Genomic DNA, 18,591 nt, shown 5'->3' with positions numbered 1-18,591 from the left:
TTCACGTACCCGAACCCTGGATCCGCAAAAAGGCCGCGTCGATCGGGTCACCCTTCCAGGTGGCGGAGGCGATTGCTGACATCGTGCACTCCCGGGGTGCGCCAGGCGAGAGCATGCGCCTCGGCGCTCAGCCCGGCCGTGCTGACCGTGCCCTCGAGCACCACCACCCGGTTCTGCACCTCGATGCAGATGCGCTCGTGACGCAGTCGCGAATCCTGCTGCATCCGAGTGAGCAACCGACAGGCCAGTCGGGTGTCGGCGGTGGTGGGCTCGGCGTAGAACAGCGGGGGCATGTCGTGGGGAAAGAACCACGGGTGGGTCATGGCTGACTCCTTGAGGGGACTGGTCTGCTAGGACTGCCCTACCCGGCGGCCACGGCGGACAACACGACGAACCGATGACGGTCTCTGCCCGTGACTGTGACGGTCGGTGGATTTCGGCGCTCGACGTTTGCGGACGGCGATGTCGGGTAGCGGACTGCCAGCGCGGCCGACCACGGCTCTGCCGCACGACCGCCAGGAGGACATCACCGTGACCCGCCTATCGTTCCGGGAGGACACCAGGAGCGAGCGCGGGTGGACGGGGTACCGGTGAACCGGCCGGCGCGGCGATGAGCCAGCCCGCCGACGGTGAGCAGACACCGGAGGACGCGGTACTGCACGGCGTCGCCCGGCGGCTCGACAAGCCGATGGGCGCCCTCGGTGTGCTCTTCGTCCTGGTCGTCCTCGGGCAGGCGCTCGCCGGACATCCCACGCTGTCCACCGCCCTGACCGTGCTGGGCTGGGTGCTGTGGGCGGTCTTCGTGGCCGAATTCGCCCTGCGCGCCTGGCTGGCCCGCCGTGACGCCCGCCGGTTCTGGCGACGCAACTGGTGGCAGATCATCTTCCTCGCCGTGCCGTTTCTCCGTTTCGCCCGGGCCGCCTCCGCCCTGCGCGCCGCCCGAGCCGGCGGTGTCATCACCGCGGCCGTCCGCGGCTCGCGCTCCGCCGGCCGGTTGTTGACCGACCGGATAGCGTGGCTGGCGATCATCACGACGACGGTCGTCCTCAGCGTCGGCCAGCTGCTCGTCGTCACCGGTTCCTACCGGTCGTACGGACCAGCGCTGCACGATGTCGCCATGACCACCATCACGGGTGAACCGCTCGGCGTGGACGATCCGCTCGCCCAGGTCGTCGAACTGGTGCTCGCGATCTACTCGGTGGTCGTGTTCGGAACCCTTGCCGGTGCGTTCGGCGCCTTCTTCCTCAGCGCCGAGCGGCAGCGAAAGGCTACGGCGACGTGAGCCGGCCCCGTACGGGCGCCGCCCGGCTCGCCGAGATACGGCAGAGTTTCTGGCTCATCCCGGCACTCTTCGCGGCGAGTGCGGTCGTGCTGGCCATCGGCCTGTCGGTGCTGGAACTGCGGCTGCGGTTGCCGGTCGAGAGCATCCTGCCCAGCGGCCCTCCCGGTGCCCGGTCCCTGCTGTCGTCGATCATCACGGCGATGATCTCGTTCACCGCGCTGGTCTTCTCCATCACGGTCGTCGCGCTGCAACTGGCCAGCAGCCAGTACTCCCCACGGGTACTGCGCACGTTCCTGCAGGACCGGGTCATCCAGTCCACGCTCGGGACGTTCGTGGCGACGTTTCTCTTCGCGATGGTGGTGCTCGCCGCGCTGCCGGCCCGCGACAGCGATCGGCTGCCCGAACTCTCCCTCGCCGTGTCGATGTCGCTCGTGCTGGCCAGCACCGGGATGTTCATCTACTACCTGCACCACATCACCACCGTGATGCGGGTGTCGCACATCATCGTCGCCATCGGCGCGCAGACCCGTCGGACGATCGATCGGCACGTGCCGGAGCACGAGGAGCCGGTCGAGGTCGTCGGCGAGGTGGTGCAGGTCTTGCCGGCCGCGGCGCCGGGACTTGTCACCAGCGTCGACCTCGCCCTGCTCGCCCGACTGGCGCGGGAACACGACTGCGCGATCACCGTCGTGCCGGCGCCGGGAGACTTCGTGGTCGCCGGTGCGCCGTTGCTGCACTGCCACCGGCTGCCCGGCGTCGAGCCACGTCCACTGCCCGACGAACGCGTCGCCCACTCGGTCACCATCGACGTCGAGCGCACACCGGGCCAGGACGTGGGGTTCGGCCTCCGCCAGTTGGGGGACATCGCCGCGCGTGCGCTGTCCCCCGCCTCCAACGACGTCACCACCGCCGTACGCGCCGTCCAGGAGGCACACGACCTGCTCCGTCGGCTCGCGACCCGGCCCGATCCGGTCGGGATCGTACGCGACGACGACGGCACGGTGCGGGTCCTGGCGAACCAACCCACCTACGACACCTACCTGGCGATGATCGTCGACGAGCTGCGCAACACCGCCGACGGAGAACCACGGATCAGCCGGCTGCTCGACGCCGTCGTCGCCGACCTGGACTCCGTCGCGCTCCCTGTCCACCGGCCGGCGATCCGACGGCGGCTGCCGGCGAGCTGACGATCGGCCCGAGGTTTACGCAGGTCTGCTGCTCGTCGCAGCGGCAGTGGTCAGGTCGCCCGCCCGAAGGGCGGCCCCGCCTCGGCCAGGAATGCCGGCAAGGTTCGCGCGGGCCGTCCGGTCACCCGCTCGACGGAGTCGGTGACCTCCGCGAAGCTGCCCGCCCGTACGCGCTCGAAGGTCAGCGCGAAGAGTTCCCGTTCGAATCCGGTGGTCCCGTCCACGGCCTCGTCGATGGTCATCTCGTGCAGGACAACGGGACGTCCCGCTGCGGCGGAGAGCAGCTCCGCGGTGCGCGGCAGTGTGAGTGACTCCGGGCCGGTGAGTTCGTACACCTGGCCGGCATGCTTCTCGTCCAGCAGCGCCTGCTCGGCCACGGCGGCGATGTCCCGGGCATCGATCCAGGCCAGGCTGGCACCGCCGCTGGAGAACGGCAGCGCCCCGTCGGCGATCTGATCGCGGTAGAACCGCGGGTCGGTGAAGACCTGCATGAACCAGCTGGGCCGCAGGATCGTCCAGGCGTGCCCACTGTCGCGCACCGCCCGCTCCGCGCGCGGTGCCCATCCGTCGGCGCCCATGTAGTCGGCGTCCTGCTCGGACAGCAGGACGATCCGGGCCCGGGCGGGCGTCTCGTCGAGCAGCGCGCCGATGAGGTCCGGCGCGTCCGCCCGATCCGGTCGGACGATGTACACGGCGTCGACGTCCTCGGTCGCCGCTCTCCACCCGGAGGGGACGTCCCAGGAGAAGGCGGTCGGTCGAACGCCATCCAGGTCAACCGATTCGGGGTTGCTGCTGCCGCCGAGCACGTCGACGTCCTTGTGCTCGACAAGCAGCCTGGCCAGCGGTAACCCGGTCTTGCCACGCACTCCGGTGATCAGCAAGCGGGGCGCATCGGCCCCCACTGAACGCGGACTCGTCACGTCGAACCCCCATTTGGTTGAGTCACTAAAGTTCCTCGCTCAACCTAAACGGCGTTACCTGAGGGAGTCAACTAATCTGAGGCCGTGACCGAGTTGGCCGACACCCTTGCCCGGCAGGTGTGGGATTTCGTCTTCGCGTACGACGCGGCCTACGACCGCGCGGCGCAGGTCGCGGGGCTCAGTGCCGCACAGGCATGTCTGCTCGAACACCTTTCCGAGGAGAGCCGCCCGATGGGAGAGCTCGCGCTGGAGTTGCGGTGCGACGCCTCGAACGTCACCCAGCTCGTCTCTCGACTGGAGGCCCGCGGCCTGGTGGCCCGGGTGCCCGATCCGGACGACCGGCGGATCAAGCGGGTGTTGATCACTTCGGCGGGAGCTGACGTGCGCCGCGCCGTCCGAGTGGCGTTCGAGTTCCCGTCCGAGCGGCTGGGGTCGCTCACCGACCAGGAGCGGCGCCAGCTCTCCGGTCTGTTGGCGAAGGTGTTGGGTCCGGCTTCGTAGGACTGTGCCGGCGGAGCGTTCCCGAGCCGCAGCCCGACCGGAAGGAACCCCGTCCGTACGGCCGGCAGTTATGGGCAACCATCGATGTTAGCGTCACCATGACTCGATCGTCGGCCTGTGCCGTGAGTTCTGAGCGCCACCGCCCGGTGCGCGATGCCTGAGTTTGGCCGAAGGAAGGTGGCCCGGGGTCACCTGGGCCGGATGTCCGATAGTTCCGCAAAGTCGCAGCTCGTGATTCCGGGAACATTACGGCTTGACGAACGGCATGTTATCGCCCACAGTCGATGGGCAAGGACGGCGATGCCTACGGCTTACCGGGCAAGCCTGCTTCGTCGGGCCGGTGGACCAGGCGTGTGCGGGGGACATGCGGACATCCATGTTAGCGCTAACAGAAGCGCCGCAGGTGCTGGGTGGTATGCCCGTCCTCGGGTGAACCGGCCGGCTCTCGGTCATTGAAGGAGGAACATGTCTGCCTTTGGTAGGTCTCCATCTCTCTCGCCGCCCTCGCGGCAACGTAGGTGGTTGTTGCGGGTCGCCGCGGCGGGCGTCACGGCGGTCGTCGCCGGTAGTGCCGCCGCCGTGGCGGTGTCGACACCGGCCGCCGCTGCGACGGTCGACACGACCGCGTGGTACGTGTTGGTCAACCGCAACAGCGGCAAGGCCCTCGACGTGTACAACCTGGCCACGAACGACGGCGCCCGGATCACCCAGTGGTCACGGAACAACGGCAACCAGCAGCAGTGGCAGTTCGTGGACTCGGGCGGTGGCTACTACCGGCTGAAGTCGCGGCTGTCCAACAAGGTGCTGGACGTCTACAACTGGTCGACCGCCAATGGCGCCGCCATCGTGCAGTGGTCCGACCACAACGGGGCGAACCAGCAGTTCCGGTTGGCCGACTCCGACGGCGGCTACGTCCGGTTGATCAACCGGAACAGCAACAAGGTGATGGAGGTCCAGGGCGCCTCGACCGCCGACGGCGGAAACATCGTCCAGTACGACGACTGGAACGGCGCCAACCAGCAGTGGCAGCTCGTCCGAGTCGACGGGGGCGGAAACCCGACGCCGACGACTCCGCCGCCGTCGGGTACGTGCAATCTGCCGTCGTCGTACCGGTGGTCGTCGACCGGCGCCCTGGCGCAGCCGCGGTCTGGTTGGGTGTCGTTGAAGGACTTCACCCACGCGCCGTACAACGGTCAGCACCTGGTGTACGGGACCACGCACGACAACGGCACGTCGTGGGGGTCGATGAACTTCGGGCTGTTCTCGAACTGGAACCAGATGGGTTCGGCGAGTCAGAACGCGATGCCGTTCTCGGCGGTCGCGCCGTCGTTGTTCTACTTCGCGCCGCGTAACGTGTGGGTGCTGGCGTACCAGTGGGGTGGGCCGGCGTTCTCGTACCGGACGTCGACGAATCCGACGAACGTGAACAGTTGGTCGGCGCACCAGACGCTGTTCACCGGGTCGATCTCGAACTCCAGCACCGGTCCGATTGACCAGGCGTTGATCGGTGACGACCAGAACATGTACCTGTTCTTCGCCGGGGACAACGGCCGGATCTACCGGGCCAGCATGCCGATCGGGAACTTCCCGGGCAGCTTCGGCTCGAACTACACCACGATCATGACCGACACCACGAACAACCTGTTCGAAGGTGTCCAGGTGTACAAGCTCCAGGGTCAGCAGCGGTACCTGATGATCGTCGAGGCGATCGGTTCGCAGGGCCGCTACTTCCGCTCGTTCACCGCGACGAGTCTGGGCGGTAGCTGGACCCCGCAGGCCACCAGCGAGAGCAACCCGTTCGCCGGCAAGGCCAACAGCGGCGCCACCTGGACCAACGACATCAGCCACGGTGAGCTGATCCGGACCAACGCCGACCAGACCATGACCATCGACCCCTGCAACCTGCAACTGCTCTACCAGGGCCGTGACCCCAGCTCCGGTGGCGACTACGGTCGCCTGCCGTACCGGCCCGGCCTGCTCACCCTGCAACGCTGACGACACCACACAGATTCGGCTCCGGGATGCCTGACGTCTCCGAAGGAGGGCACTCGCCGTATCGGATGAGCGGAGGCACACTCCGCGTCCGAATCGGGTAGAGCTGGACCGGGCGGGCTCGGCACATGCCGAGCCCGCCCGGTCGTCGGTGCCCGTTTGCCGGATCCGTGGCGGGGAAGTCCCGCGAGTGCGGCGGCGCTGACCGTCGCCGGCAGGAGGGGATGCCGACGATGACGAACCACCCGTCCACCGCATCGCCCCTGAGTGCCGTGGACGTGCCAGCGCGCCTGACGATCGGGGTCGAGGAGGAATTCCTGCTGCTGGACCCGGCGACGGGGGAGAGCCTGCCGGTCGCCGACCAGGTGCTGACGGCCCTGCTCGGAACGGCTCGGAAGCAGAGCCGGCAGGAGTTCCGGCACAGCATGGTGGAGATGGTCACCCCGGTCTGTGCCGATCTGGCCGACCTCCGGACACACCTGATCACCCTGCGGCGCGCCGCGGCGGAAGCCGCACGGTCCGCGGGAGCGCGGTTGGTCGCGGTGGGTGCCACTCCGGTGCACGAGCCGTACCGGACAGTTCCGGACGAACCCCGCTACCACGCCATGTCCCGCCGTTTCGGCCCGGTCGCGCACGATCCGGCCGTGTGCGGCTGCCACGTGCACGTTGGTCTGCCGGACCGGGAACTGGCGGTGCAGGTCTGCAACCATCTGCGCCCGTGGCTGCCGGTGGTGCAGGCGATCACCGCCAACTCGCCGCTGCACGACGGCGCGGACACCGGCCACGCGAGCTGGCGTTCCATGCAGCTGGAGCGCTGGCCGAGCATCGGTCCCACCCCGTACTTCGCCTCGGTCGCCGACTACGACGCCACGGTGGCGGAACTGGTCGATGCGGGAATCATGCTCGACGCGGCGATGGTCTACTGGTACGCCCGACCATCGGCCAGCTATCCCACGGTGGAGATCCGGGTGGGCGACGTCTGCCCGGGGGTGGACGACACGGTGCTGGTCGCGGCCCTGGTGCGAGCGCTGGTCGCCACCATGGTCGACCAGGTGCGAGCCGGCGTTCGGGCACCCCACCTGCGTAGCAGTCTGCTCGCGGCGGCCCACTGGCGAGCGGCGCATGACGGGTTGGACGGGCAACTTGTCGACCTGCGTGGTGGCGGTGCCCGCCCGGCGTGGGATCTCGTGGAGGAGTTGTTCAGCACGGTGACGCCCGCTCTGGTCCGGCACGGCGACCTGGCCTACGTGCTGGAACAGTTGGCCCGGCTGCGCCGCGACGGCACCGGCGCGGCCCGGCAGCGGCGGGTCATCGCGCGTACCGGTGGCGATGTGCGGGCGGTCCTCGACCACCTCGCCGCCGAGACCACCGCCGGGTGAGCCCGCAGCCGGCACGCTCAGCGGACGTGGTGGGTCTGGAGCCAGAGTTCGAGCAGGCCCAGTTGCCACAGTTTGTTGCTGCCGGCGGCGGCCTGCGCCTGGTCGGGGTCGGTGAGCAGCGCGTCGACGTACGCCTGCCGGAACAGCCCACGCTCGCGCGCTGCCGGCGCCCGCAGCGCCGCCACCACGAGGTCGCGGACCGGGCCGTCGACGTTGCGTAGCGCGGGCACCGGAAAGTAGCCCTTCGGCCGGTCGATCACCTCCGCGGGCAGCACCTCGCGGGCGACCTCCTTGAGCACGCCCTTGCCGCCTTGGGCAACCTTGTGCTGCGGTGGGCAGGCTGCCGCGAGGGCGACCAGATCCTGATCGAGGAACGGGGTGCGCACCTCCAGTCCCCACGCCATGCTCATGCTGTCCACCCGTTTGACCGGATCGTCGGGAAGCATCAGGTGGGTGTCCAGGCGCAGCACCGCGTCCAGGGCGGTCTCCGCGCCCGGGGCGTCCAGCTCCGCGAACACCAGGTCCCGGCTGGCATCGACATCCACGGCGTGCGCCGCACCGACCACGCGGATCAGCTCGGCGTGGTCCCGGTCGAAGAAGGCGGCGGTGAAGGTCCGCGCCGCCTCGGCACGAGGCACCCCGGTCAGCGGCTGGTGATAGCCGTATCCGGCGAACACCTCGTCGGCGCCCTGCCCGGACTGCGCCACCTTCACGTGTGCGGCGACCTGCTCGGAGAGCAGATGGAAGGCGACCACGTCGTGGCTGCCCATCGGCTCGGTCATGGCCTCCACCGTCCGGTGGACGGCCGGCACCAGGTCGTCGTTGGCGAGTTGGATGCGGACGTGGTCGGTGCCGTACGCGCGGGCGACCAGATCGGAGTAGTGGAACTCGTCGCCGGCCTCGCCGTGCCGGCTGTCGAAGCCGATGCTGAAGGTGCGCAGGTGTTGCTGCCCGGCCTCGGCGAGCAGAGCCACGATGAGACTCGAGTCGAGACCGCCGGAGAGCAGCACGCCCACCGGCACGTCGGCGACGAGCCGTCGTCGTACGGCGGTGCGTAGCGCGTCACCGATCGCGGCCCGCCAGTCCCGGTCGTCCCAGCCGGCGTGGGCGGGATCCCGGACGTAGTCGGGTTGCCAGTAGCGGCGATCGCGGCTGCGCCCGTCGGCCTCGACGACCCGCACGGTCGCCGGGGGCAGTTTCCGGACACCGCGCAGGATGGTGCGGGGCGCGGGCACGATCGAGTGCCACGACAGGTAGTGGTGCAGCGCCACCGGGTCCACGTCGGTGTCCACGTCGCCCGCCTTGAGCAGCGCCGGCAGCGTCGAGGCGAACCGCAGTCGACCCGGCGTCTCGGCGAGGTAGAGGGGCTTGACGCCGAGTCGGTCCCGGGTCAGGACGAGCCGACGGCGGACGCGGTCGACCAGGCCCACGGCGAACATGCCGACCAGATGGTCGACGAAATCCTCACCCCACTGGGCGTACGCCACCAGGATCACCTCGGTGTCACTAGTGGAGTGGAAGGTGTGGCCGGCGGTCCGTAGCTCCTCGCGTAGTTCCGGGTAGTTGTAGATGCACCCGTTGAAGACCAGGGCGAGACCGAGATCCTCGCGGACCATGGGCTGGCCGCCAGCGTCGGACAGGTCGATGACGGTCAGCCGCCGGTGCCCGAGGGTCACCCAGCCGTCGCTCCACAGGCCCTCGCCGTCCGGGCCCCGGGAGCGCATCGCCTCGGTCATCCGGGTCACCGCGGCGGCGTCGGGCGTGCTGCCGTCGAACCTCGCCTCACCGCTGATGCCGCACATCACGTTCCGCTGTCATGCCCTCTTCCTCACGTCTGTCCGGGTACCGGAGGGTGGCACCCGAGGCGAACCTCCTACGACCGGTGGTCCTGGTTACCGGTCCAGCGACCACCCGTGGTGGCGCCGTCGGTCCGGATCACGCTGTGGTTGCCGTCGAGGTCGTTGTCCACGACCCGGCAGTTGACGCAGTCGGCCCGGTCGGTGACCCAGATGCCGTGGGTCTGGGTGGCCGAGCCGCTGTCCCGGATCAGGTTGCCGCGGATTGTGACCGAGTCGGCGATGGCGTTGACGGTGATGCCGGCCCGGGTGATGGGCGCGGGGGGCAGCTCGTACGGCGTACCGGGCGCTGGGGTGTCGGCGCTCCAGCTGCTGGCGTCGTCGGGACGGATCGGGGCGAGGGTGAGGGTGGTGGCGTCGTTGGCGGCGACCACGGCGTACCGGTGGCCGACGCGGAGTACCTTGCCGCGGTGACCGTCGGCCGGCCAGTCCGCGCGCTGGTCGACGAGGGCGTTGCGGGTGTAACGGACGGACTCGCCGCCCCCGGAGACGGCGGGGGCGCACTGGCGGCCGTTGTTGCGGATCCGGTTGTTGATGATGACGGCGTCGCGCAGTGGCCGGTCGAAGCGGATACCGTCGCGACTGTTGCCCCAGATGTCGTTGCTCTCGATGACGATCTCCTCGGCGGCGGCCCGGTCTCCGTCACCGAGATCCTGGTGGTGATAGCCGTACCGGCCGTTCCCGGTGATCCGGTTACCCCGCACCGTGTAGGGGCCGGAAGTGTTGCCGATGTTCACCCCGTCGCGCAGGTTGCCGTCGATGACGCAGTTGGTGAGCAGGCCGCCCTTGCCGGGGACGCCGGTGGTGCCCTTCGCCGAGACCTGGAAGCCGGCCTCCAGGTTTCCCACCATCATGCATTCGGTGACGATGAGCCCGTCGGCACCCCAGTCGGAGATGCCGAACCGGTTGCTCTCCGCGTGGCAGCCGCTGATCCGGATGCCGCGCGGCTGAGGTCGGTCGGGATACTGCATCTCCAGGAAGATGCCGTTCGTCGCGTTGCCGACCGCGACGCAGTTGGTGATGGCCAGCCGTTCGATCGGTCCCCAGCCGCCGATGCCGATGCCGATTCCTGCCCCGCCCATCTCCAGTCCGTTGTCCATCCGGCCGCATTTCAGCACTCGGACCGCTTCCACCAGGGTGTCCTGGAGGAAGTCGCAGCCGAAGCCGGTGGCGGCCGTGTGGTGGATGAAGAGGTTCCGGAACAGAGCGCCGCTGACGTACTGCAACCCCAGCCCTTTCGCCAGCGGGTTGTACTGCGCCGACGCCACGCCCTTACCGTCGATCTCGAAGTCGGCGAACGTGCAGTAGGCCAAGGGGCGGTCCGGACCGGCACCGTGCAGTTGAGCGGTGTAGAAGGCGAGCGGCACCGGCTGGGACCGGTTGCCCTCGTTGCTCAGGACGAAGCGGGTGGCACCCGGCCCGGCGCCCTTCAGGGACACCCCACTGCGCCAGACGGTGCCGGCGTCCCGGATCGCGTACACCCCGGGTGGGCAGTAGATCACGCGTGCCCGCCCGTCGGCGGCGAATGCGTCACCGAGCAGGTCGACGAGCGCGGCCAGCGCCGGCTGGTCGTTGGTGGTGCCGTCGCCGGACAACCCGTGTTCCCGGGCGTTGCAGAGCAACGGTGCTCCCGCCACGGCGTACGGCCGCACGCCGGACCGAGCGGCTGTCACCTGACCTGACACAGGACATCACCCTCCCCGTGACGGCAGGTCGACCGGAAGCCGGCCGCCGTCAGACCCTCGGGGCTGTGCGGCGGCGGGCCTGCCTCGACGGTACGTGGGTGACGTCCTCGGCGAGGACGGATCCCGGAAGAGGGCGAAGTTCACCGCCACCGCGTGCGTCCGGGCGACGGCTACGCAGGTGCGCGTGAGGGGTGGCGCTGGTCCGCGCCACCCCTCACGCCGCTGCTGTCAGCGGGCGGTACAGGACAGGGTGGGTGTGCCGTTGGTGCCGTTCCAGGAGCCGTTGAATCCGAAGGTGGCGCTGCTGTTGGCGCTCAACGACCCGTTGTGGCCGACGTTCGAGGCGGTGACCGACGAGCCGCTCGAGGTGATCGACGCGTTCCAGGAGTTGGTGATGCTCTGGCCGTTGGGCCAGGTCCAGTTGACGGTCCAGCCGGAGATGGCGGCGTTGCCGGCACGGACGGTGACCTCGCCACCGAAGCCACCGGGCCACTCGTTGGTCTTGCGGTAGGTGGCGGTGCAGGCGCCGTTACCGGTCGGCGGCGGAGTGGTGGGCGGCGGGTTCGAGGGCGGCGGGGTGGTCGGCGGCGGGTTCGAGGGCGGCGGCGTGGTCGGCGGCGGGTTGCTGCCCCCACCGAAGGTCACGTCGCTGCAGATGTAGTACGGCTGGTCGAGGTGGGACGCCTGCCAGATCGTGTACACGACGTGCCGGCCGGTACGGTTGCCCGCGTTGACCTGCGCCTCGTAGAGCCCGGTGGTGGGGTACGAGCCGGTGCGGAGCACCAGTTCCAGGCTGTTCCAGGTGAGGGGCTGCGTGGTCGGATCGAAGCCCTGCTTGGTGATGTAGATGAGCATGTAGTCGGCACCGTGCCGGGCGCCGTCGGTGAGGGTCAGGGTGAAGTTGTTGGGCATCGGCTTGGCGGTCCAGGCACCGACCGTGTCGAGCGAGGCGTACAGCCCGCCCTGGGTACGGCCGCCGCTGCACAACTGGCCGTCCGGGATGACGGCCTGGTGGTTGCCGCCGACGTTCTCGCGGAACAGGCCGTTCCAGTTCCACATCGTGTTCGGGTTGGCCTGGAAGGCCTGCCAGCACATCGGGTCGCTCTGGGCCATGGCCGGGTTGAGGTGGTCGTCACCCCAGCGCTCCCAGCATCCGTAGTTGCGGGACGGCGGGTTCGTGACCGACCCGTGCGCCGAGGCCGGGCCGGGCTGGTTGACCACGACCATGGTGAACGCGGCGACGAGGACGGAGGCCGCGCCGAGTCCTAGTCGACGTGCTGTTCGTGCGAGTTTCATTGATGCTCCAGTTGATCCGCCGACGCCGGTGTCACCCGCCGGGGTGCCCAAACCCCGGGAGGAATGCGTCGATCGACATGACGATCTCAAGGGGCAGGCGTGTGAAACGCGCTGCCTGCGACGGCCTGGTGGCTCCCAACCGCGATAGTACCCATCATATCCACTCGCGTGAATCTTTTCCGGATGGGGTCGGCCCCCCCGCACCCCGTCCTAACCGTCGAGGGCGTCCTGGCAGGCCCGGGCGAGCCGGCGCTGGCGGGTCAACCGTCGCCACAGGCCGAGCGGCGGCGCGAGGGTGGTACGCGCCGGTGCCGCCGTCACGGCCAGGACGCCGTCGGCCAGCTCGCCCCGGGTCGTCCACGGGGTCCACCGTTCGAGGTCGGGGGCGGAGAAGTCGTGCCCCAGCAGCACCGCCGGGCCGTCGGCGGGTAGCCGACCGGCGAGGCTCCGTACGCGGACCGGCTCGCCCACCTGGCCGTCGGCCCGCGTCACCGAGTCCACGTACAGCCGGTCATCACGGGCGACCGCCAGCACCTCGCCGGTGCCGTCGGGCCGGGCACCGATCGTGGTGGCGGTGTCGACGTCCAGCACCACGATCAGCCGGGGCAGGTACCACCAGTGCTCCCGGCGCAGCAGCGGTGAGTCGATCAGGGCCCTTGCCGGCGGATACTTGCGTAACTCCTGGTCGAGCAACCGGTCCGTGAACAGCGTGCCGTCGCGATCCTCGGTGAGCCGGGGCCGGCCGGCCACCGCGACCGGCCGCCAGCCGCGCCCGGTGAGCCGGTCGTCGGAGACGACAAGTGCCGCGACCTGCGCGGCGGCCAGCCGGCGGGCCAGGGTGACCTCTGCGTACGGCAAGGCGACGGCGGGCCGGTCGCCGAGCAGCAGCGGCGTGACCGGGCGGGCCTGTGGTACGCCGTCCGGGTCGATCCAGGCCAGCTCGCCGACCGTGGCGGCCTGGATCGCGCGGGGAACATGTGCACCGTCGTCCATGTGATCCGAGCCGTTCGGTTGACCTTGGAATGTGATCCCCGTTACATTACCGGCAGGTTTCGGGATCTGCACACGAGCGCCCGCCCCCACGGGCCGCAAGGAGGCAGCCGTATGCCCGCCATCGTCGTCGTCATCGCGGTCATGGCGATGTTCGCCCTCGGCTACCGGTACTACTCGCGTTACCTCGCCGACCGGGTCTACGGGTTGGATCCGACCTACGTCACCCCGGCGCACCGGTTCGCCGACGGAGTCGACTTCGTCCCCACGAACAAACATGTCCTCTTCGGCCACCACTTCACCTCGATCGCCGGAGCCGCCCCGATCGTCGGCCCGGCGATCGCGGTGTTCTGGGGGTGGGGTCCGGCGTTGGCCTGGGTCGTGTTCGGCACCATCTTCGCGGCTGGCGTACACGACTTCGGGGCGCTCGCGGTCTCGGTGCGGCACCGGGCGCGCAACATCGGCACCCTCGCCGCGGACGTGATCAGCAAGCGGGCCCGTACGCTCTTCCTGCTGATCATCTTCTTCCTGCTCACGCTGGTGAACGCGGTCTTCGCGGTGGTGATCGGCAACCTGCTCGTGGCGTACCCGGGCGCGGTCATCCCGATCTTCGTGGAGATTCCGCTGGCCATCGCGATCGGCCAGTACATCTACCGCACCCGCAGCGCGGCGCTGGTGCCGTCGCTCATCGGCGTGGCCGCGCTCTACTTCCTGATCTGGGTGGGCAACCTCTATCCCGTCGAGATCACCGGGCTGGCCGACGCGCTGGGCTTCGAGCGGACGCGCGACCTGTGGGTGGTCATCCTCTTCGTCTACGCGTTCATCGCCTCCCGGCTGCCCGTGTGGTTGCTGTTGCAGCCGCGCGACTACATCAACTCCCACCAGCTGTTCATCGCCATCGCGGTGATCTTCGCCGGGGTGCTGGTCGGGATGGACCGGATCGTGGCGCCGATGTTCAACGACGTGCCGGCCGGCTCACCGAGCATCTTCCCGTTCCTGTTCATCACCGTGGCCTGCGGTGCGATATCCGGGTTCCACTCGCTGGTGGCCTCCGGGACCACCTCCAAACAGCTCGACAAGGAGACCGACGCCAGGTACGTGGGCTATGCCGGGGCGATCGGCGAGGGCAGCCTCGCCCTCGGGTCGATCATCGCGGTCACGGCCGGGGTCGCCGCCACGCGCGCCGAGTGGGAGGGGTTGTACGCCAGCTACGCCGAAGCCTCCGGCGGCGCCACCCGCAACTTCGTGAACGGCATCGCCAGCTTCGCCACCAACCTCGGCATCGAGTTCCAGCTCGCGACCGTCTTCGCGGCGGTGGTGGTGATCTCGTTCGCGGCCACCACCATGGACACCGGCGTCCGGTTGCAGCGCTACATCGTGCAGGAGATCGCCGAGCTGGTCGGATGGCGGCGGCTGTCCCGCCATCTGACCCTGGCCGGGCTGGTGGCGGTCGCCGCACCACTGACCCTCGCCCTGCTGCCGGGTGGCGGGGACGCCGGCTACACCTTCGGAGTGCTGTGGCGACTCTTCGGCACCACCAACCAGCTCACCGCCGGGCTCGCCCTGGCCGTCATCGCGGTCTGGGTGCTGCGCCGTCGGCGCAACCCGGTCGCGGTAATCGTGCCGCTGGTCTTCCTGCTGGTGATGACGACCTGGGCACTTGTCGTGCAGTTGCGGGAGTTCGTGGTGGCCGACGAGTGGGTGCTGGCACCGCTGGACGCCGTCATCTTCGTCCTCGCGCTCTGGCTGATCGTGGAGGCGGTGCTCGCCCTGCGTCGCGCCAGTGGTCAGCCTGTCGAGCCGGAGACGGACTCCGGGCCCGGCCCGGACAGCGGCGGTGCGGGTGCCGCCGACTCCGAGTCGGCCGACGAGTCGCAGCGAGCGGTCGGTGCCGAGTCGGCAGCCGGTACCGGTGCCACCGACGATCGCCGCTGATGGCCCGGCACCGGGTTCTGCTGATCCGACCGTGGGATGCCCCCGGGGCCGGCTCCGGCTGCTGCACCGGCGCGGCCGGAGTCTGCGTCGAGGGCCGGCACGAGGATCCCGCGTCGGCGCGGCAACGGGCCGACCAGCGGCCGTTGGGCGAGGTCTACCGGACGGTACGCGCCGGTCTGCCGGCCGAGATCGCGGTGGAGATCGTCGACCCGCGGAACACGCTGTTCCTGTTGCCGGCGATCGTGCGCGATGGTCGCCGGCACCGACGGCCCTGGCGGACCCTGCTGCGGGACCTGGTCCGAGCTACCGGATACGCGGCGATCATCGTGGACGGCCGGGTGGTCAGCGAGTCCGGCCTACCCCCGGCGGAGCAGGCCCTGCGCATCGTCCGCCAGGCGCTCGACCCGTCGGCTGTCCTCAGCCACCGCAGCAGCCGCCGGCCCGGTCGGTAGCCGGCTCGTCGGCGCCGACCAGGTTGAGCGGCGCGGCGAGCAGACCGCCGCTGACCCCGGTGGCCAGGCCCTTGCCGGACGGTTGGGTGGTCGGGCCGCAGCAGTTGTCGCCGTCGACCGATTCGGCGGGGTTGCTGTTGCAGACGCCGGTCTCGGGCAGTTCGAGTCGTACGTCGCGGGCGGCCTGCCAGTCGCCGGCGAGGGCGGCGACCACGGATCGGGTCTGTTCGTAACCGGTGGCCATGAGGAAAGTGGGTGCACGGCCGTAGCTCTTCATGCCGACGGCGTAGTAGCCGGGCTCCGGGTGGGCGAGTTCGTCGACGCCGTGCGGCGGCACGGTGCCGCAGGAGTGCTCGTTGGGGTCGATGAGCGGAGCCAGGGCGCGGGTCGCTCCCATGATCGGATCGAGGTCCAGGCGCAGCTCGGCGGCGATCGTGTGGTCGGGCCGGAAGCCGGTGGCGGCGACGATCCGGTCCACCGTGACCTGCTCCTGGGCATCGCCGCGTCGGACGATCACCGCGACCCGACCGGCGGTGGGAGTGATCGCGTGGACGGAGAAGCCGGTCAGCAGGCGGATCCGACCGGCGTCGACGTGCGACCGCAGCCGGGAGCCGAGCGCGCCGCGAGCGGGGAGCGCGTCGGCGTCACCGCCGCCGTAGGTCCGCGTCGGTGACGGTGATCGGATGGCCCACGTCACCTCGGTGCCGGGGGCGGTTGCGGCGAGCTCGGCGAGCGAGAGCAAAGTGTTGGCGGCGGAGTGGCCGGCGCCGACGACAAGCGTGTGCCGACCGGCGAAGCGGGCCCGGTCGGTGCCGAGGACGTCCGGCAGGGCGTGCTCCAGGTGGGCGGCGGCTCCGGTCTCGCCCAGGGCGGGCAGCCCGGACGCGCCCAGCACGTTCGGGGTGCCCCAGGTGCCGGAGGCGTCGATGACGGCCCGCGCGAGGATCTCCCGGCCGTCGGTGAGCCGGATCAGGAAGGGAGCGGACTCCCGGCCGGTGGTACGCAGTCGGTCGTAGCCGAGTCGGCTGATCGCGGCCACCCGCGCGCCGTAGCGCAGATGTGGCTTGAGCTGCGGCAGGTTCGCGAGCGGCTGAAGATAGTTCTCGACCAGGTCGGCGCCGGTCGGTAGGGCGTCCGGATCGGGTGTCACCCAGCCGGCCTCGTCCAGCAGGCGGCGGGCGGCCGAATCGATGTTGTACCGCCAGGGCGAGAAGACGCGGACGTGGGCCCATTGCCGCACAGCGGCGCCGGCGCCGTCGCCCGCCTCCAGAACGGTGTACGGCAGCGCGCGCTCGTGCAGGTGGGCGGCGGCGGCGAGGCCGACCGGCCCGGCCCCGATGACGGCGACGGGCAGTTGATCCAGGTCGCTCATCAGCTACTCCTCATGTTCGATGGTTGTCGAAACAGGCGGGTGGTCCGGCCCCTCGTGTCACACGGGCGGCCTCGACCTGCTGTCTCGATGTTCTTCGAAACAGAGATTTGCACGCTGCTTAGACAGATGTCAACCTAGGGGTATGTCGAAGCAGGCGGCGCCACTTTCCCTCGATCTCACCGCCGCCCCGTGCTGCCCGCCGCTGGCGCAGCAGCGGGTGTCAGATGAGACCGCCGTGGTGCTGGCACCCGCGTTCAAGGCCCTCGGCGATCCGGTGCGGTTGCGGTTGATGTCGATGATCGCCTCGGCCGAGGGCGGAGAGGTGTGTGTCTGCGACCTGACCCCGGCCTTCGACCTGACCGGCCCGACGATCTCGCATCATCTGCGGACGCTGCGAGAGGCGGGTCTGGTCGACTCCGAACGACGGGGCACCTGGGTCTACTACCGGGCCCGGCCCCAGGTGCTGCGGCAGTTGGCCGCCCTGCTGGCAGTCGAACCGTCGCCTCCGTCCGACCGGTAGGTCGGGTGACCGGCCCCCGATCGACCGCCACCGGCCGGGGAATCCCACCGTCGTGGTCGGCGTTCCCACCGGCGTACGGCGTGAGACCCGAGCCGAGGAGAAAACGGACATGAAGGTACGGACATCCCTCCGGTCGCTGAAACGGAAGCCGGGTTCGACGGTGGTGCGCCGACGTGGCCGGGTGGTCGTGGTGAACCGGCTCAACCCGCAGTGGAAGGGCCGCCAGGGCTGAGCTGGTCGCGAGACGATCGGAGCCGCTCCCGCCGGCCGACCGGCACCGCTGCCGACGCCGTTTCGTCGGTGCCTCGGTGCGGTGGCCGGTCGTCGTCGGGCGGCTGCGGCGGTGCGATCCAGGTGACCAGCACCACCGAAATGATCATCAAGAGGAACCACGACGTCAGCTTCGTCAGTGACACCGGATGCCAACCGTCCGCCTGGCTCTGGTAGAGCCAGGCGTTCGACCAGGTGGCGATGTTCTCGGCCAGCCAGATGAAGAAGGCGACGAGGACGAAGGCCAGCAGCAGCGGCATGCGCAACCGGGCCCGGAAAATCCGGAAGTGCATGACGCAGGGACCGAACACCAGCGCCACGGCCGCGACGAGCAGCCACCGCACGTCCGGCAGGTAGTGGTTGGTGAAGAAGTTGACGTAGATCGCGGTCCCCACCAGGGCCGTCAACCAGCGTCTCGGATAGCGCGTGAAGCGCAGGTCGAACAGCCGGTTCACCCGGACCAGGTAGGAGCCGACCGCGGCGTACATGAAGCCGCTGAACAGGGGCACCCCACCGAGCCGGAGCACCCCCTCGGGTTCGTACGTCCACGAGCCGACATGGGTCTTGAACAGCTCCATCACCGTGCCGACGAGATGGAACAGGACGATCACCCGCAGTTCGCGCAGGCTCTCCAGCCGCCCCGCGACCATGGCGACCTGGATGGCGACCGCGGCGACGGTGAGGGCGTCGTTGCGGGCGAACGCGGCGTCGTCCGGATACCAGAGGTGCGCAGCACAGATGATTGCCAGCATGGCGGCACCGAACACGCACGCCCAGGCCTGCTTGAGCCCGAAGACCACGAACTCGGTGAACCACCCCGCCGGCCCCTGACGCGGTAGCCGGGCCAGCGCCGCGCGGAAGCGGGCATCGATCGCGCGCTCGGCCGTGGTCAGCGCGGCCCGGCCGTCGGGGGTGTGCTGCATCGCTCCGAGGCTAGTGCTTCCAGGTGGGCAG

General features: G+C 69.8%; 17 protein-coding genes. 9 read left to right on the top strand and 8 right to left on the bottom strand.

All coding sequences use genetic code 11. The features are described 5' to 3' along the window. Positions 1 to 47: 47 nt before the first annotated feature. Positions 48 to 323 carry a BON domain-containing protein gene (locus ENC19_RS25680; RefSeq protein WP_164449627.1) on the bottom strand — a complete coding sequence of 92 codons (276 nt, stop codon included), beginning with the start codon at positions 321 to 323 and terminating at the stop codon, positions 48 to 50. Positions 324 to 610: 287 nt separating this feature from the next. Here ENC19_RS25680 and ENC19_RS25675 point away from each other — a divergent pair, with 287 nt between their 5' ends. Both ENC19_RS25675 and ENC19_RS25670 read left to right on the top strand, forming a co-directional pair. Beyond that, a complete protein-coding gene (locus tag ENC19_RS25675) occupies positions 611 to 1,282 on the top strand; it encodes a hypothetical protein (protein ID WP_208021017.1) in 672 nt (223 codons plus the stop codon). After that, the gene (locus ENC19_RS25670; RefSeq protein ID WP_164449626.1) at positions 1,279 to 2,469 is read left to right on the top strand and encodes a DUF2254 domain-containing protein; all 1,191 of its coding nucleotides are present in this window, start codon (positions 1,279 to 1,281) and stop codon (positions 2,467 to 2,469) included. The genes ENC19_RS25675 and ENC19_RS25670 overlap by 4 nt, the downstream gene beginning before the upstream one ends. Before the next feature lie 50 nt (positions 2,470 to 2,519). Here the strand turns inward: ENC19_RS25670 and ENC19_RS25665 are convergent, their stop codons facing one another. Beyond that, on the bottom strand, positions 2,520 to 3,350 hold the full coding sequence (locus ENC19_RS25665) for an NAD(P)H-binding protein (RefSeq protein ID WP_166459120.1): 831 nt from the start codon (positions 3,348 to 3,350) through the stop codon (positions 2,520 to 2,522). Between the two features lie 123 nt (positions 3,351 to 3,473). On the opposite strand from ENC19_RS25665, the gene ENC19_RS25660 reads away from it, so the two are divergent. The 3 genes from ENC19_RS25660 to ENC19_RS25650 all read left to right on the top strand — a co-directional run bounded on the left by ENC19_RS25660 (position 3,474) and on the right by ENC19_RS25650 (position 7,261). Continuing rightward, on the top strand, positions 3,474 to 3,890 hold the full coding sequence (locus ENC19_RS25660) for a MarR family winged helix-turn-helix transcriptional regulator (protein WP_164449624.1): 417 nt from the start codon (positions 3,474 to 3,476) through the stop codon (positions 3,888 to 3,890). A gap of 465 nt (positions 3,891 to 4,355) precedes the next feature. Beyond that, a complete protein-coding gene (locus ENC19_RS25655; protein ID WP_164449623.1) occupies positions 4,356 to 5,885 on the top strand; it encodes a non-reducing end alpha-L-arabinofuranosidase family hydrolase in 1,530 nt (509 codons plus the stop codon). A 230-nt stretch (positions 5,886 to 6,115) separates the two neighbouring features. Then, positions 6,116 to 7,261 (top strand): carboxylate-amine ligase, encoded by a 1,146-nt coding sequence (locus tag ENC19_RS25650; protein ID WP_164449622.1) that lies wholly within the window; start codon positions 6,116 to 6,118, stop codon positions 7,259 to 7,261. A 17-nt stretch (positions 7,262 to 7,278) separates the two neighbouring features. Here the strand turns inward: ENC19_RS25650 and ENC19_RS25645 are convergent, their stop codons facing one another. The 4 genes from ENC19_RS25645 to ENC19_RS25630 all read right to left on the bottom strand — a co-directional run bounded on the left by ENC19_RS25645 (position 7,279) and on the right by ENC19_RS25630 (position 13,091). Further along, a complete protein-coding gene (locus ENC19_RS25645) occupies positions 7,279 to 9,063 on the bottom strand; it encodes an N-acetylglutaminylglutamine amidotransferase (protein ID WP_164449621.1) in 1,785 nt (594 codons plus the stop codon). Between the two features lie 71 nt (positions 9,064 to 9,134). Continuing rightward, positions 9,135 to 10,802 (bottom strand): right-handed parallel beta-helix repeat-containing protein, encoded by a 1,668-nt coding sequence (locus tag ENC19_RS25640; protein WP_164449620.1) that lies wholly within the window; start codon positions 10,800 to 10,802, stop codon positions 9,135 to 9,137. A gap of 228 nt (positions 10,803 to 11,030) precedes the next feature. Next, entirely contained in the window at positions 11,031 to 12,098 is a 1,068-nt protein-coding gene (locus ENC19_RS25635) for a lytic polysaccharide monooxygenase auxiliary activity family 9 protein (protein WP_164449619.1), read from the bottom strand. Between the two features lie 210 nt (positions 12,099 to 12,308). Then, positions 12,309 to 13,091, bottom strand: coding sequence for a pyridoxamine 5'-phosphate oxidase family protein (locus tag ENC19_RS25630; protein ID WP_164449618.1), 783 nt, complete (start codon positions 13,089 to 13,091; stop codon positions 12,309 to 12,311). A gap of 111 nt (positions 13,092 to 13,202) precedes the next feature. Here ENC19_RS25630 and ENC19_RS25625 point away from each other — a divergent pair, with 111 nt between their 5' ends. After that, positions 13,203 to 15,023, top strand: coding sequence for a carbon starvation CstA family protein (locus ENC19_RS25625; RefSeq protein WP_164449617.1), 1,821 nt, complete (start codon positions 13,203 to 13,205; stop codon positions 15,021 to 15,023). Then, a complete protein-coding gene (locus ENC19_RS25620; RefSeq protein WP_164449616.1) occupies positions 15,023 to 15,475 on the top strand; it encodes a hypothetical protein in 453 nt (150 codons plus the stop codon). The genes ENC19_RS25625 and ENC19_RS25620 overlap by 1 nt, the downstream gene beginning before the upstream one ends. On the opposite strand, the gene ENC19_RS25615 is transcribed toward ENC19_RS25620, so the two are convergent. After that, positions 15,441 to 16,847 carry an NAD(P)-binding domain-containing protein gene (locus tag ENC19_RS25615; RefSeq protein WP_164449615.1) on the bottom strand — a complete coding sequence of 469 codons (1,407 nt, stop codon included), beginning with the start codon at positions 16,845 to 16,847 and terminating at the stop codon, positions 15,441 to 15,443. The genes ENC19_RS25620 and ENC19_RS25615 overlap by 35 nt on opposite strands. Positions 16,848 to 16,989: 142 nt before the next feature. On the opposite strand from ENC19_RS25615, the gene ENC19_RS25610 reads away from it, so the two are divergent. Together ENC19_RS25610 and ENC19_RS25605 are read left to right on the top strand one after the other, a co-directional pair. Further along, complete coding sequence (locus tag ENC19_RS25610) at positions 16,990 to 17,367, top strand: ArsR/SmtB family transcription factor (RefSeq protein WP_164449614.1); 378 nt, start codon at positions 16,990 to 16,992, stop codon at positions 17,365 to 17,367. A gap of 109 nt (positions 17,368 to 17,476) precedes the next feature. Further along, positions 17,477 to 17,599: a 50S ribosomal protein L36 gene (locus tag ENC19_RS25605; RefSeq protein WP_164449613.1), complete on the top strand. Its 123-nt coding sequence runs from the start codon at positions 17,477 to 17,479 to the stop codon at positions 17,597 to 17,599. Here ENC19_RS25605 and ENC19_RS25600 read toward each other — a convergent pair. Then, positions 17,568 to 18,560: a DUF817 domain-containing protein gene (locus ENC19_RS25600; protein ID WP_164449612.1), complete on the bottom strand. Its 993-nt coding sequence runs from the start codon at positions 18,558 to 18,560 to the stop codon at positions 17,568 to 17,570. The genes ENC19_RS25605 and ENC19_RS25600 overlap by 32 nt on opposite strands. Between the last annotated feature and the right edge of the window lie 31 nt (positions 18,561 to 18,591).

Origin of the sequence: Verrucosispora sioxanthis, from assembly GCF_010560025.1 — a bacterium.
GTDB classification, from domain to species: domain Bacteria; phylum Actinomycetota; class Actinomycetes; order Mycobacteriales; family Micromonosporaceae; genus Micromonospora; species Micromonospora palythoicola.
Note: the sequence above shows the minus strand (reverse complement) of the source record. Positions and strands in the feature narration are given on the sequence as shown.